Here is a 12730-nt window from a genome sequence, read left to right on the forward strand (position 1 = left end):
CGTCACTCGGTGACCGCGGGCGGCTCGTGCATGAAGGGTCGGACCTCCAGCCACTCGTGGATCGGCCTGCCACCGGCGCCGGGCGCGGCGGACAGCTGGGCAGCCAGCTCGACCGCGCGGTCGTGGGTGTCGACGTCGATGATCATCCAGCCGGCGATCAGGTCCTTGGTCTCCGCGAACGGGCCGTCGGTCACCGGCGGCCGGCCCTCCCCGCCGTACTGGACCCACGAGCCCTCGGGCGAGAGCGCCTGGGCGTCGACGAACTCGCCGGTGCTCTCCAACCGCGTGGCGAAGTCGCGCATGAACTGGATGTGGTCCGTGATCTCCTGGGGACTCCACTGGTCCATCGGCACGTTGTTCACCGGGTCCGGAGCGCCGCGGTAGTGCTTCAGCAGCAGGTACTTGGCCATGGTGTCTCTCCTCGGTGTCGTCCGGCCCATTGTGGCCGGGGTCGAAGGAGAGACGGAGCAGCGACGGCGCCTTCGACATGCCCGGCCGAGGAATTTCCGAACAGGCCGTCTAGGGTCGGGACATGGCGACCGTCGTGATCGGGTACGTCCCGAAGCCCGAGGGCGAGGCAGCCCTGCTGACCGGGATCGAGGAGGGCCGACGCAGGGGCGCAGCCCTGGTCGTCGTGCACTCCCGGCCCGACGGCGACCCGGAGCCGGAGTACGTCGCCGAGGTCCGCGCCACGCTCACCGACAGCGGCCTCGAGCACCAGCTGCGGGTCACCGACAGCGGTGGCGAGGCCGCCGACCAGCTGGTCGAGGTCGCTGCCGACGTCGCCGCCGACCTGATCGTGATCGGGCTGCGCCGCCGCTCACCGGTCGGAAAACTGATCCTGGGCTCCAACGCCCAGCGGGTGCTGCTCGACGCGCCCTGCCCGGTGCTCACCGTCAAGCCGACCACGGGACCGAGGTGAGCCGCGGGCCGCTCGTCGACGCCGATGAGCTGGCCGGGCTGCTCGGCACCGTCACGGTCCTCGACGTGCGCTACCGGATGGGTGGACCCGCCGGAACCGAGGAGTACGTCGCGGGCCACGTGCCGGGTGCGTCGTACGTCGACCTGGACACCGCGCTCGCCTCCGCCCCCGGTGCCGGCGGCCGGCACCCGCTGCCGGACGCGGCGGTCTTCGAGGCCGCGATGCGGACCGCCGGTGTGTCCGACGACCGTCCGGTGGTGGTCTACGACGACTGGTCCGGCCATGCCGCCGCGCGGTGCTGGTGGCTGCTCCGCCACCACGGGCACCGCGACGTGCGGGTGCTCGACGGCGGCTGGGGAGCCTGGCGGCGCGCCGGCCACGCCGTCGAGACCGGTCCCGCTCAGGCCCCGGAACGGGGGACCTTCACGGCCGTGCTCGGGGCGATGCCGGCGGTGACCGTCCACGACGTCCGCAGCGTCGACGTGCTGGTCGACGCCCGTGCACCCGAGCGCTACCGCGGCGAGACCGAGCCGGTCGACCCGGTCGCCGGCCGGATCCCCGGGGCCGTCAACGTCCCGACCGCCCGCAACCTCGGCGAGGACGGCCGGTTCCGGTCCGCCGCCGCGCTGCGCGAGGTCTATGCCGCGGTGGGCGTGACCGACGACGTCTCGGTCGCCGTCTACTGCGGGTCCGGCGTCACCGCCGCGCTCGACGTGCTCGCGCTGGAGGTCGGCGGCATCCGCGCCGCGCTCTACCCCGGCAGCTGGAGCGAGTGGATCACCGATCCCGAGCGGCCGGTCGAGCGGGGATAGTAGGTCCGGCCAGCGCTCGGCTCACCGGGTCTCGATACACGCGGTTCCGGGTTCGCAGGCTCACCCGGACGCGCACTCGACCTGGCCGCGCGACGCGGTCCGCGCTGACGCGCGGTCCGCTGCGCGTCTCACCAATGCACGCCCGGGAACAGCCGGGCCATCAGCATCTGCTCGGACTCGCGTCCGCCGGCTGCCTCGAGGTCGCCGGTCGGGGCCGGGGCGGCGGCTTCCGGCGCAGCGGGGGCGTCCGGACGGCCCGCCTTCGCCTTGGCGGCGGCGCTGTCGGGGAAGACCTGGTAGGCGAGGTTGAGGATGCGGAAGGCCGCCTTGGGCGCGAAGGTGTGGGCGACCGCGCCGGCGTTGCCGGCGAGGGTGTTGATCTCGTGCGGCTTCTCCACCATCGCCTTGATCACCAGGTCGGCGGCCTGCGCGGGCGACAGGGTGGGGAACTTGTCGTACATCTTGGTCGGCGCGATCATCGGCGTCCGCACCAGCGGCATGTGGATGTTGGTGAACGAGATGCCGTGCCCGACGACCTCGGAGGCCACCACGTTGCTCCAGGAGTCGAGGGCGGCCTTGGAGGCGACGTAGGCCGAGAATCGCGGCGGGTTGGTCTGCACGCCGATCGACGAGATGTTCACGATGTGCCCGGACTTCTGCTCGTGCAGCTTGGGCATCAGGCCGATGATCAGCCGGATCGCGCCGAAGTAGTTGAGCTGCATGGTGCGCTCGAAGTCGTGGAACCGGTCGTGGGAGAGCCGGAGCGACCGACGGATCGACCGGCCGGCGTTGTTGACGACGAAGTCGACGGACGGCAGCTCGGTCGAGAGCCGTGCGCAGAGGTCGTCGATGGCCTTCAGGTCCGACAGGTCGCACGGGAACACGTAGGCCTGGCCGCCGCGCAGCTCGATGGTCGCCTTGGTCTCCTCGAGCTTGTCCTTGCCGCGGGCGACGAGCACCGGGATGCCGCCGGCCTGCGCCACCTTGAGCGCGGTGACCTTGCCGATGCCCGAGGAGGCGCCGGTGATGACGACGTGCTTGCCCTGGAGCGCGTTGCAGGTGCGCTTGTCGCGGCTCGTCGAGTCGTCGAGGTTCTCCTCCCAGTAGGACCACAGCGCGCGGGCGTACGACTCGAGGTCGGGCACGGCGATGCCGCTGCCGGCCAGTGCCTTCTCGGTCTTCCTGGAGTCGAAGACCGCGGTGAACGACGCGTGGCTGACGACCTCGGCCGGGATGCCCATCCGGCCGAGGGTCTGGTCGAGCAGCAGCTGCGCGGGTGCGGTGCGGACGACGGCGCTGATGATGTTGCTCGGACGCAGCGCGCGGGGGAGCAGGCCGGTCGCGCTCGAGGTGACGTTGCGGTCGATCGGGGTCGCGAACTTCGGGGCGCCGGCGGCGGCACAGAACGCGTTGATCGTCTCGATCGTCGACTGCGGCTCGGGGTTGACCAGGTGGAAGGCCTCGCCGTTGCGGTCGGGCAGGTGGGCGAGGTGGTCCATCGCCTTCGCCACGTAGTCGACCGGCACCATGTTGGTGTCGCCGAGGTCGACGCCGACCAGGGGCAGCCAGCCCGGCAGGTTGTCGCGGAGCCGCTTGATGAGCGGGAAGAAGTAGTAGGGGCCGTCGATCTTGTCCATCGCGCCGGTCTCCGAGTCCCCGACCACGATGGCCGGGCGGTAGACCCGCCACGGGACCTTGCACTCCTCACGGACGATCTTCTCCGACTCGTACTTCGTGCGGTGGTACGGCGACGGCAGCGGCTGCCCCTCGTCGAACATCGACTCGTCGAAGCGACCGTGGTAGTCGCCGGCGGCTGCGACCGAGGACACCTGGTGGAAGCAGCCGGCCTCCAGCGCCTCGGCCAGCTCCAGCGCGTTGCGGGTGCCCTGGACGTTCATGGCGTCGTTGGTCGCGACGTCGGCGGTCATGTCGTAGATGGCCGCGAGGTGGAAGAAGTGGTCGATCTCGCCGGCGTGCTCGGTGATCCAGTCGGCGTCGACGCCGAGGGACGGCTCGCCGAGGTCGCCGACGACCGGCACCACCCGCAACGAGCCGGACCCACGGGTCCACTGCGCGATCATCGTCTCCATCCGGTGGAGCGACGACTGCCGCACGAGCACGTAGATCGGACCCTCGCGGTGGTCGACCAGCTCACTGACGAGGAAACGACCGATGAAGCCTGTGGCGCCGGTCACGAAGGAAGCCATGTTGCGCAGAGTACGCCGATGCTGTGGTTGCGGTCAGCGGTTGTCTCACCGGGTCTCGATACGCGCTAGGCGCGACTTCGCAGACTCAGTCGCGCGGCGCTACTCGACCTTCTCGCAGCAGTGACGCTGCGCTGGCGCGCAGCGTCACTCGCTCGAACCTCCAAACATGATCTCGTCCCAGCTCGGCACCGAGGCGCGGCCGCGCTTCTTGGCGACCGGACGGCGGTGCTTGGACGGGTCGACCGGCGGGGCGTTGACCGCGGCGGGCTCCTGCTCGACGTCGGCGGAGGTGTCGCGCAGCGGGTCGTCGTACGTCGGCGGGGCCGGGGGAGCCTCGTCGTAGGCCGCCTCGCCGGGGACCGCAGCCTCGCCGGTGACCAGGTCCAGGGCGTCGTCGCCGAGCGGAAGGTCGTCGGACGAGACGGCCGCGAGGCGGCGCTGGCGTGCCTGCTCCAGGTCGTCCGGAGGCGTCTCGACGGACCCGGTCACCAGGTCGCCGACTAGCCAGCGGGCGTCGTCGTCGTCCGCGACGACGTAGTTGCCGGGGACGTCGTAGGTGAACCGGGCCGTCCCCGACCGCTCGCTGGTGTCGTAGGTGCCGGCCAGCTCCCAGCGGCCGTCGTCGCGGCGGAACGCGTCCCACTCGACGTCGTCGGCCTTGGCTCCGACGGTGGAGAGGTGCGCGCTCACGGCGGCACCGAGAACCCGGGAACCGGCCCCCGGGTCGCCGGCCGGGCGCCGGACTGACGACTTCTGGGCACGCTCCGCGACGTGCTCGCGCTCGGCCAGCACCGGCCCGACGTACGGCATGATCGCCTCGACCGTCGTCTGCCCCGCGCCGGCGACCGCCTCGGGAGACTCGCCGGCTCGGATCCGGGCCTGGATCTCGCGGGGGCGGAGGGTGCTCGTCATCTGGATCTCCAACTGGCCGATGCGGGTGGTCTCGCCGCGGAGCGCAGCGCGCAGGGCAGGGTTGATCTCGAGGGTGAACTCCTCGCCCTGCTGACTCACCAGGAGCAGACGGCGGCCGTCGGCGCTGACTCCTGCGAGGTCGAGGTGCGCCATGCTCCGTCCTTCCGGACCCGTCGCCGGGCCCGCCTGCTGCCTTGAGTGGATGTACTCCGGTGCGCCGAGACTAACCCTGGGGACGGCTCGGATCCGGTTGCGTCTCCGGCGTGTGGCGATCTGTCGACAATTCTCACTCGCCACAACTGTGCAACCTTGCGGCCGGTCGCCGCGTCCACTCGTCGACACAGCATCGACGACCCGGAGGACAACCAGATGAAGACCCGATCCGGCGCCTGCGCCGGCGCACTCCTCGCCCTCGTGGCAGCGCTCGGCCTCGGCCTGAGCCCCACCCCCGCAAGCGCACACGCGGCCCACCCCGAGCACCCCGACGGCGCGCACCGCGTCGTCTACAAGGGCGACGGCGTGAAGGTCTGGCGCAAGTCCGGGCAGCTCGACCGCCTGGACGACACCTCGAAGCCGTTCCGCAAGCTGGTCCGCTCCGAGCTCGACCGGATGTGGGAGGAGTGGGCCGACAGCGACCCGGACTGCGCGCAGGCCCCGCTGGTGATGGTCAAGGAGTACCGGAACCGGGTGGCCTTCATCGCCAACCAGGGTGTCTTCTCCGGCGGCCCGGGCGACGCGCCCGGCTCGTGCGCGTCGGGCGGCGCGTACCACTTCTACGTGAAGCGGGACGGGAAGTGGAAGGCCCCGGACGCGCTCGGCGGGCAGGACATCATGCGCTGCAGCGTCCTCCGGAAGTGGGACATCCCGCGGATGAACGGGGCCCGCACCTGCCTCCGCGGCGACGAGGTCGTCCGCTGGAACGGGTGATTCAGCGCTAGCGGATCCGCCCGCGGACGTAGAGCCAGGCGCCGTCCTGCCGACGGAAGCGGCTGACCTCGTGGAGCACGCCCTGCTCGTCGCCCCGTCGGTGATGAGCCCGGAACTCGACGATCCCGTCCCTGTCCTCGACCCGACCGGCCTCGGTCGCCACGATCTCGAGCCCGACCCACCGTAGGTCGGGGTCGAAGGCGACCGAGGCCGGTCGCGTCGCAGGGTGCCAGGACCGCAGCAGGTAGGACTCGTCGAGCTCGGCGAAGGCGCTGTAGCGGCTGCGCATCAGCTCCTCGGCGGTCGCTGCCGCACGCTCGCTGCGGCGGAGCGGCCGGCAGCAGTCGCCGTACGGCGTGCCCGTCCCGCACGGGCAATTGTGAATGCGGGACATGATGACGATCCTGGCAGTTCGTGAGGTATCTCGCTGCGCGGGGCTTGGTGAGTTGCGCCGGTCGGTGTGTGTCGGGCGTGGCCTGCCCGGTTCGGGCCGGAGCGGGGCGTGGGCCCCGGTCGGCTTCAAAGCCGGGCCTTTTCCGCCGGCCAGATCAACCAGGGCCCAGCCGCCCGACGTTCTCGCAACGCCGGTCCCACACGTCGGGACCAGGACACCGCCTTCGAAGCCGGCGGGGCCCGGACTCGCCCACCGGGGCCCACGCCCCGCACCGGCCAGGGTGGGCAGGCCACGCCCGCGCCACACCCGGCTCCACGACGGGGTGGATGTGGTTGGTCATGTGCCACGTGGCCGGTCACCGGCGAGCACGACAGGTGGGAACCCACCCACCCCGAGGGGTCGGTCGTGCTCGCCGGGCGGTGGGGCCGGGAGGTCCAGGTCAAGCGGGAGGGTCGCGCCGGCGGGGCGTGGATGGGTCTGGCTGCGGCGCCCAGCACCGCGGGAGCGAAGCGACCGCGCTGCTGGGGGACGGATGTGGTTGCCCCGCCGGCGCGAGCCCTCCCGCGCAGGCCGAGGACCTCCCGGCACCACCGCCCCACCGACCACTGACCCACACATCAACCCACCAAGCCCCGCGACGTCAGTCGCCGAGGACCCGCCTCAGGTAGTCGTTCGCGAACACCCGGTCGGGGTCGAGCTTGTCGCGGAGGGCGAGGAAGTCGGGGAAGCGGGGGTAGAGGCGGGCGAGGTCGGCGGCGTCCAGGGAATGGAGCTTGCCCCAGTGGGGGCGGCCGCCGTGGTCCTTCATCACCGCCTCCATCAGCGCGAAGTAGCGCTCGTGCTCGGCGCGCTGGTGGGTGTGGAAGGCCAGGTAGAAGGAGTCCCGCTGGTAGGCGGTGGACAGGGGAACGTCGTCCGCGGGGGCGACACGGATCTCGACGGGGAAGGAGATGGTGAGGCCGGAGGCCTCGAGCATCGCGCGGGCCTCCTTCAGCGCCGCGAGGCCGGCCTCGCGGGGGACGGCGTACTCCATCTCGCGGAAGACCACCCGGCGCTCGGAGGTGAAGACCCGGTGGGCGACGTCGGTGTAGGTGCGGGGGCCGAGCAGGCGTGAGGCGAGCCGGTTGGCGGCGGGGATGGCGCGCGGGGCGCGGTTGAGCGCGGCGGTCTGGAGGCCGAAGACCGTGTTGGACAGGAGGTCGTCGTCGAGGCGGTGCCGCCAGCGGGGGAGCGGCTCGGCCCGGGACAGATCGGTGCCCATCCGGGTGTTGCGCTTGGTGAGCATCCGGTCGGTGTGGGGGAACCAGTACATGTCGACGTGGTCGTGGCGCTCGGTGAGCTCGTCGAAGGTCGCCATCGCCTCGTCCCACCGCAGCGGCCGTTCCTCGGCGCGCAGGAGGAAGAGCGGCTCGACGGCGAAGGTCACCGACACGAGCACGCCGAGGGCGCCCAGCCCGACCCGGGCCAGCTCGAGGACGTCGGCGTTCTCGGTCCCGGACGCCCGCAGCAGCTCCCCGTCACCGGTGACCAGCTCGAGGCCGACCAGCTGGGCCGCCAGGCCCGCCGCCCGACCGCCGGTGCCGTGGGTGCCGGTCGAGATGGCGCCGGCGAGGGTCTGCTCGGCGATGTCGCCCATGTTGTGCAGGCTCAGGCCCAGCTCTTCGAGGGCGGCGTTGAAGACCTTGAGCTGGGTGCCGGCCCGCGCGGTGACCGTCATCGCGTCCCGGTCGACGTCGGTGATGCCGGCCAGGCCGGCCGGCCTCAGCACGGTGTGCTCGGGGCGGGCGATGCCGGTGAAGCTGTGGCCGGTGCCGGCCATCTTGACGGTCTCGCCGCGCTCGGCCGCACGTCGTACCTCCGCGACGACGTCGTCGACGTCCGTCGGCGTGACCGAGCGCAGCCCGTCGGCGTGCTCGAGCCCCGACCAGTTACGCCAGGTTGCGCTCGACCCCGTCGACGCCTGCGACCTCGTCATGGGACCGCACGTTAGCGGGGACGCGGGTCGCGAGGGCAGCGGCGAGGGCGAGCAGCCCGCCACCGAGCGAGACCAGGTAGGCCTCCGACGAGCCGACCTCGTCGACGACCACGCCGGCGAGGGCTGCACCGGGGGCGAGCCCGAGGGCGATGCCGGTCTGCAGGAGCATCATCCCCTCGGTCAGCCGGGCCGGTGGGAGCACCTGCTCCGCCAGGGACATCGCGGCGATCAGGGTCGGCGATATCGCCAGACCCCCGACCAGGAGCACCACGCCCATGACCGGGATGGACGGGACGAGGACCAGGGGCGCCATCGCGGCGGCCATGCCCAGCGCACCCCACCGCATCCGCACCAGCGGGCCCTGCCGCCAGGTGATCGCGCCCGAGACCAGGCCGGCGACCAGGCTGCCGAGCGCCCAGACCGCGAGCAGGAAGCCCGCAGCGCCCTGCTGGCCCTCGGCCTCGCTGAACGCGACGGTCGCGACCTCGGCGGCGCCGAAGAGCACGCCGAGCGCGAACGTCACGACGGTCAGGGTGCCGACGGCGTACCACGGCATCGCCGGACGGACGGCGCCGCCGGTGGGTGCCGGGTGGACCGGCGGCTCGGTGGAGCGCAGCCCCGCGAAGACGTAGGTGCCGACCAGGCCGAAGCCGAGTGCAGCGCTCAGCCCGGCGACCGGGTGCACGACCGTGGCGAGCATCGTGACGATGATCGGTCCGAGCAGGAAGACGGTCTCGTCGGCGACTGCCTCGAACGAGAACGCCGTGTGCAACCGCGCCGGGTCGTCCTTGAGGCAGTGGGCCCAGCGCGCCCGCACGCAGGTGCCGACCGACGGCAGGGAGGCGCCGGCGACGGCGGCGAGGACGTAGGTCGTCACGACCGGCCAGTCCGCTGTCAGCGACAGCATGGCGAGGGCCAGTCCGGCTCCCCACAGGGTGATCAGCGCGGGGAGCACCCGAGCCTGGCCGAGCCGGTCGAGGAGCCGGCCCTGGACGACGGCGAAGCCGGCGTTCGCGATCAGCGCCGTCGCGGAGACCGCTCCGGCGAACGCGTAGGAGCCGGTCTCGTGCTCGGCGAGCAGCACGATGCCGAGGCCGACCATCGAGATGGGCAGCCGGGCGACCAGACCGGTGAGGCTGAACAGCGCAGTCGCCGGCGTGAAGATCCGGCGGTACGGGGCGAGGGCAGAGGCGAGCATGACCGTCAGATGGTCCTCCCTACGATGGTCGCGTGACGAATCCCCGGCCCGAGCCGAGCCAGCCGTACGACGCACTCCTGCTGCTGGGGTTCGGAGGACCCGAGAAGCCGGAGGACGTCGTACCGTTCCTCGAGAACGTGACCCGGGGCCGCGGCATTCCTCGCGAGCGGCTGGCCGAGGTCGGCCAGCACTACTTCCAGTTCGGCGGTCGGTCGCCGATCAACGACCAGAACCGGGCACTGATCGCCGCCCTGGAGGCGGACCTTGCCGAGCAGGGCATCGACCTGCCGGTCTACTGGGGCAACCGCAACTGGGAGCCCTACCTGACCGACACCGTCCGCCGGATGACGGAGGACGGCCGACGGCGGGTCGCCTGCATCGCGACCAGCGCCTACTCCTCGTGGTCGAGCTGCCGGCAGTACCGGGAGAACATCGCGGACGCGCTGGCCGAGGTGCCGGAGGCCCCGCGCATCGACAAGATCCGATGGTTCGCGCACCACCCGGGGTTCGTCGCCGCCAACGTCGACACCACCCTCGCGGCTCTCCGCGACCTGCCGGATGAGGTCCGTGACGAGGCCCGGCTGGTCTTCGTCACCCACTCGATCCCCACGAAGATGAACGACGAGAGCGGACCCACCGGCGGGGAGTACGTCGAGCAGCACCTCGCGACGGCGGCCGCCGTCGCGGCGGGGGTCGCCGAGGCGACCGGCACCGAGCACGCCCACGAGCTCGTCTACTGCTCCCGGAGCGGGTCGCCCCGCACGCCGTGGCTGGAGCCGGACGTCAACGACCGGCTGGAGGAGCTCGCGGCCGAAGGGGTGCGGGCCGTCGTGCTGGTGCCCGTCGGGTTCGTCTCCGACCACATGGAGGTCGTCTACGACCTCGACACCGAGGCCCTGGCGACGGCGTCGAAGCTCGGCGTCGAGGCGCGTCGGGCCGGCACCGCCGGCGTCGACCCGCGGTTCGTCGCCGCGCTGCGCGAGCTGGCCCTGGAGCGGCCGATCGAACAGTGCCCCGCCCACTGCTGCCTGCCGAGGACGTCGGCATGACCGCTGCTCCGAGGGAGCTCGCGGACCTGGCGCTGACGGTCGCCCGGGAGGCGGCCGTCCTGGTCCGCGAGCACGGCGCCGGCGCCGTGGACGTCGCCGCCACCAAGTCCAGCGACGTCGACGTCGTGACGGTCGCCGACCGCGCGGCCGAGGACCTGATCCGTTCCCGGCTCCTCGCCGCCCGCCCGGACGACGCGGTCGTCGGCGAGGAGCGCGACGACGTCGCAGGCACCAGCGGGGTGCGCTGGATCGTCGACCCGATCGACGGGACGGTCAACTTCCTCTACGGCCTGCTGGAGTTCTCGGTCTCGATCGCGGCCGAGGTCGACGGCGAGGTCGTGGCGGGCGTCGTGCTCGACGCCGCGAAGGACCGCGCCTACCGGGCCCACCTCGATCCCGACCAGCCCGGCGGGGGCGTGGCGACCCGGGACGGTGTCCCGATCGCCGTCCGCGGACCGGCGCCGGTCCCGCAGCGACTGATCGCCACCGGGTTCTCCTACAGCGCCGAGAAGCGCGCCGTCCAGGCTGCCGCCGTGGCCCGGATGCTCCCGCAGGTGCGGGACGTCCGGCGGCACGGGTCGTGTGCCCTGGAGCTGTGCCACGTGGCCGAGGGAGCCCTCGACGGCTACGTCGAGGAGGGCGTGAACCTGTGGGACTACGCCGCCGGCGGGCTCATCGCGCGGATGGCCGGCGCGTCGCTCGTCGTCCTGCCCGGAGCGGGCGGCACCGAGCTCGTCGCGTGTGGCCCGGATCACGGGTTCGAGGAGCTTCTCGACCTCGTGCGCGGGTGCGGGTTCACCAGGGAATAGCCTGCGCTCTCGCGCTGTTCCGACGACTCGCCCGGACCCGAGGTATCGCTGGGCGTCCGGATAGTGCACAATCTGCCGCGCCGATCACTACGTCGCCGCTCGGGGGCGGGGAACAGGATCGGCGGCGACCGAGGAGGAGGGCAGCGTCATGGCGACCGATTACGACGCACCGCGCAAGAACGAGGACGAGCAGTCCGAGGAGAGCATCGAAGAGCTCAAGGCGCGCCGCCACGACAAGAACTCCGGCAAGGTCGACGAGGACGAGGCCGAGGCCGCAGAGTCGTTCGAGCTGCCGGGCGCCGACCTGTCCCACGAGGAGCTGGCCGTCGAGGTGAAGCCCAAGCAGGAGGACGAGTTCACCTGCATGAGCTGCTTCCTGGTCCACCACCGCTCACAGCTGGCGGACTCGAAGAAGATGATCTGCCGCGACTGCGCCTGAGCGCCCGAAGGCCGTCCGAGGAACGAGGACGGACTTCGAACAGGCGCCAGATCGAGTAGTGCCGCCGCTGAGCTAGCGAAGCGGCGACGCACGTAACGAGATCCGGCGAGGTGACCGCCGTCCTGGGGAACGGTCGAAGGTACGGCGGGGCGTCTCGATACGCCCTCGCCTAGCGGCTCGGGCTACTCGACGACCGGGGGCCGGGCTACTCGACGACCGGGGGCCGGGCTACTCGACGACCGGGGGTCGGGCTACTCGACGACCGGGGGTCGGGCTACTGGCCGTCCTTGCGGAGCGGGGGCGGCAGGGTGCCGGTCGACTTGTAGTAGTAGGTCGCGGCACGACGCTGGGCGTACATCTTGGCGAGGGCGACAGCCGCGCCCGTCGTGGCCGCCCAGGCGACGGCCTCCCAGATCTCGACGTCCGGGTCGGCGGGGTTCTCCGGCGGCTTCTTGCCGGTGCTCACCTGCCAGGACTTGTCGATCGCCTTGCGCGCGGCGGCGGCGCCACCGAGGGCGGCCACCAGCGAGAAGACCGACCAGAGCTTGGAGCTGTCGCTTGCCATGGGGCGACCCTACCGAGTCGCTACCGGCCGCGCGGCAGCGCGGTGAGGGCGTCCGCCAGCGCCTCCGGGTGACGCGAGCTGACGAGCCAGTACGGCGTGGGGTCGGCCGGGTCGACGACCTCGACCCTGACGGCGCGGTGCAGGTAGGGCCGGAGCAGCAGATAGGCGCGGGCGTCGGCGTCGCGGCCGGAGACCAGTCGGGTCTGCTCGGCGTCCAGCGCGGCGACCGTGCCGACGTGCTCCGCCTCGATGCGGGCCCGGCCGGCCTGGAACCAGCCGTCGCGGACGACCACCCGGGCGTCGCCGTACCAGAACAGCGCGAGCGCGAGCAGGCCCAACGCCACCGCCGTCACCACCCAGGCCGTCGGGCCGGGGACGGCGACCACGACGGTCAGCCACAGCGCGGCGACCAGCATCGTCCCCTGGGCCCACCAGCGCAGGGGCACGGCGAGGCGCTCGTCGTAGTCCGGGCCGCTGGTCACGGGGAGAAGGATCCCATCCACCGCTGCGCCGCCGCTCTA

14 protein-coding genes are annotated in these 12730 nt (G+C 72.3%); 6 read left to right on the forward strand and 8 right to left on the reverse strand.

Annotation, left to right across the window (positions count from 1 at the left end; genetic code table 11):
* Nucleotides 1-2: 2 nt before the first annotated feature.
* Nucleotides 3-410, reverse strand: coding sequence for a YciI family protein (locus tag DJ010_RS06010; protein WP_109692735.1), 408 nt, complete (start codon nucleotides 408-410; stop codon nucleotides 3-5).
* 122 nt (nucleotides 411-532) lie between these two features.
* On the opposite strand from DJ010_RS06010, the gene DJ010_RS06015 reads away from it, so the two are divergent.
* Together DJ010_RS06015 and DJ010_RS06020 are read left to right on the forward strand one after the other, a co-directional pair.
* On the forward strand, nucleotides 533-922 hold the full coding sequence (locus tag DJ010_RS06015; RefSeq protein ID WP_109692736.1) for a universal stress protein: 390 nt from the start codon (nucleotides 533-535) through the stop codon (nucleotides 920-922).
* A complete protein-coding gene (locus DJ010_RS06020; RefSeq protein WP_245927270.1) occupies nucleotides 919-1734 on the forward strand; it encodes a sulfurtransferase in 816 nt (271 codons plus the stop codon). The genes DJ010_RS06015 and DJ010_RS06020 overlap by 4 nt, the downstream gene beginning before the upstream one ends.
* Nucleotides 1735-1862: 128 nt before the next feature.
* Here the strand turns inward: DJ010_RS06020 and DJ010_RS06025 are convergent, their stop codons facing one another.
* Nucleotides 1863-3941, reverse strand: a complete 2079-nt coding sequence (locus DJ010_RS06025; protein WP_109692737.1) for an SDR family oxidoreductase — start codon at nucleotides 3939-3941, stop codon at nucleotides 1863-1865.
* A 144-nt stretch (nucleotides 3942-4085) separates the two neighbouring features.
* Nucleotides 4086-5006 carry a septation protein SepH gene (gene sepH / locus DJ010_RS06030; protein ID WP_109692738.1) on the reverse strand — a complete coding sequence of 307 codons (921 nt, stop codon included), beginning with the start codon at nucleotides 5004-5006 and terminating at the stop codon, nucleotides 4086-4088.
* Between the two features lie 216 nt (nucleotides 5007-5222).
* On the opposite strand from sepH, the gene DJ010_RS21760 reads away from it, so the two are divergent.
* On the forward strand, nucleotides 5223-5780 hold the full coding sequence (locus DJ010_RS21760) for a hypothetical protein (RefSeq protein ID WP_146207266.1): 558 nt from the start codon (nucleotides 5223-5225) through the stop codon (nucleotides 5778-5780).
* Nucleotides 5781-5787: 7 nt separating this feature from the next.
* Here DJ010_RS21760 and DJ010_RS06040 read toward each other — a convergent pair whose 3' ends face one another.
* From DJ010_RS06040 to DJ010_RS06050, 3 genes are all read right to left on the reverse strand, one after another.
* A complete protein-coding gene (locus tag DJ010_RS06040; protein WP_109692739.1) occupies nucleotides 5788-6174 on the reverse strand; it encodes a YchJ family protein in 387 nt (128 codons plus the stop codon).
* Between the two features lie 640 nt (nucleotides 6175-6814).
* Nucleotides 6815-8149 (reverse strand): D-arabinono-1,4-lactone oxidase, encoded by a 1335-nt coding sequence (locus DJ010_RS06045; protein WP_109692740.1) that lies wholly within the window; start codon nucleotides 8147-8149, stop codon nucleotides 6815-6817.
* Nucleotides 8103-9347, reverse strand: coding sequence for an MFS transporter (locus DJ010_RS06050; protein ID WP_109692741.1), 1245 nt, complete (start codon nucleotides 9345-9347; stop codon nucleotides 8103-8105). The genes DJ010_RS06045 and DJ010_RS06050 overlap by 47 nt, the downstream gene beginning before the upstream one ends.
* A 32-nt stretch (nucleotides 9348-9379) precedes the next feature.
* Here DJ010_RS06050 and DJ010_RS06055 point away from each other — a divergent pair, with 32 nt between their 5' ends.
* The 3 genes from DJ010_RS06055 to DJ010_RS06065 all read left to right on the forward strand — a co-directional run bounded on the left by DJ010_RS06055 (nucleotide 9380) and on the right by DJ010_RS06065 (nucleotide 11644).
* Nucleotides 9380-10396 (forward strand): ferrochelatase, encoded by a 1017-nt coding sequence (locus tag DJ010_RS06055; protein WP_109692742.1) that lies wholly within the window; start codon nucleotides 9380-9382, stop codon nucleotides 10394-10396.
* A complete protein-coding gene (locus tag DJ010_RS06060; RefSeq protein WP_109693122.1) occupies nucleotides 10393-11205 on the forward strand; it encodes an inositol monophosphatase family protein in 813 nt (270 codons plus the stop codon). Before DJ010_RS06055 ends, DJ010_RS06060 begins: the two co-directional genes overlap by 4 nt.
* 148 nt (nucleotides 11206-11353) lie before the next feature.
* Nucleotides 11354-11644 carry a DUF4193 domain-containing protein gene (locus DJ010_RS06065; protein ID WP_109692743.1) on the forward strand — a complete coding sequence of 97 codons (291 nt, stop codon included), beginning with the start codon at nucleotides 11354-11356 and terminating at the stop codon, nucleotides 11642-11644.
* A 274-nt stretch (nucleotides 11645-11918) separates the two neighbouring features.
* Here the strand turns inward: DJ010_RS06065 and DJ010_RS06070 are convergent, their stop codons facing one another.
* Nucleotides 11919-12209: a DUF4235 domain-containing protein gene (locus DJ010_RS06070; protein ID WP_109692744.1), complete on the reverse strand. Its 291-nt coding sequence runs from the start codon at nucleotides 12207-12209 to the stop codon at nucleotides 11919-11921.
* 20 nt (nucleotides 12210-12229) lie between these two features.
* Nucleotides 12230-12691, reverse strand: a complete 462-nt coding sequence (locus tag DJ010_RS06075; protein WP_109692745.1) for a DUF3093 domain-containing protein — start codon at nucleotides 12689-12691, stop codon at nucleotides 12230-12232.
* Nucleotides 12692-12730: the final 39 nt, after the last annotated feature.

Source organism: Nocardioides silvaticus (assembly GCF_003160695.1).
GTDB classification, from domain to species: domain Bacteria; phylum Actinomycetota; class Actinomycetes; order Propionibacteriales; family Nocardioidaceae; genus Nocardioides; species Nocardioides silvaticus.

Bases quoted from the DNA above. Each gene is read 5' to 3' on its own strand.
- DJ010_RS06010 (WP_109692735.1), bottom strand. From the start codon at position 410: ATGGCCAAGTACCTGCTGCTGAAGCACTACCGCGGCGCTCCGGACCCG.
- DJ010_RS06015 (WP_109692736.1), top strand. From the start codon at position 533: ATGGCGACCGTCGTGATCGGGTACGTCCCGAAGCCCGAGGGCGAGGCA.
- DJ010_RS06025 (WP_109692737.1), bottom strand. From the start codon at position 3,941: ATGGCTTCCTTCGTGACCGGCGCCACAGGCTTCATCGGTCGTTTCCTC.
- sepH (WP_109692738.1), bottom strand. From the start codon at position 5,006: ATGGCGCACCTCGACCTCGCAGGAGTCAGCGCCGACGGCCGCCGTCTG.
- DJ010_RS21760 (WP_146207266.1), top strand. From the start codon at position 5,223: ATGAAGACCCGATCCGGCGCCTGCGCCGGCGCACTCCTCGCCCTCGTG.
- DJ010_RS06040 (WP_109692739.1), bottom strand. From the start codon at position 6,174: ATGTCCCGCATTCACAATTGCCCGTGCGGGACGGGCACGCCGTACGGC.
- DJ010_RS06045 (WP_109692740.1), bottom strand. From the start codon at position 8,149: ATGACGAGGTCGCAGGCGTCGACGGGGTCGAGCGCAACCTGGCGTAAC.
- DJ010_RS06050 (WP_109692741.1), bottom strand. From the start codon at position 9,347: ATGCTCGCCTCTGCCCTCGCCCCGTACCGCCGGATCTTCACGCCGGCG.
- DJ010_RS06060 (WP_109693122.1), top strand. From the start codon at position 10,393: ATGACCGCTGCTCCGAGGGAGCTCGCGGACCTGGCGCTGACGGTCGCC.
- DJ010_RS06065 (WP_109692743.1), top strand. From the start codon at position 11,354: ATGGCGACCGATTACGACGCACCGCGCAAGAACGAGGACGAGCAGTCC.
- DJ010_RS06070 (WP_109692744.1), bottom strand. From the start codon at position 12,209: ATGGCAAGCGACAGCTCCAAGCTCTGGTCGGTCTTCTCGCTGGTGGCC.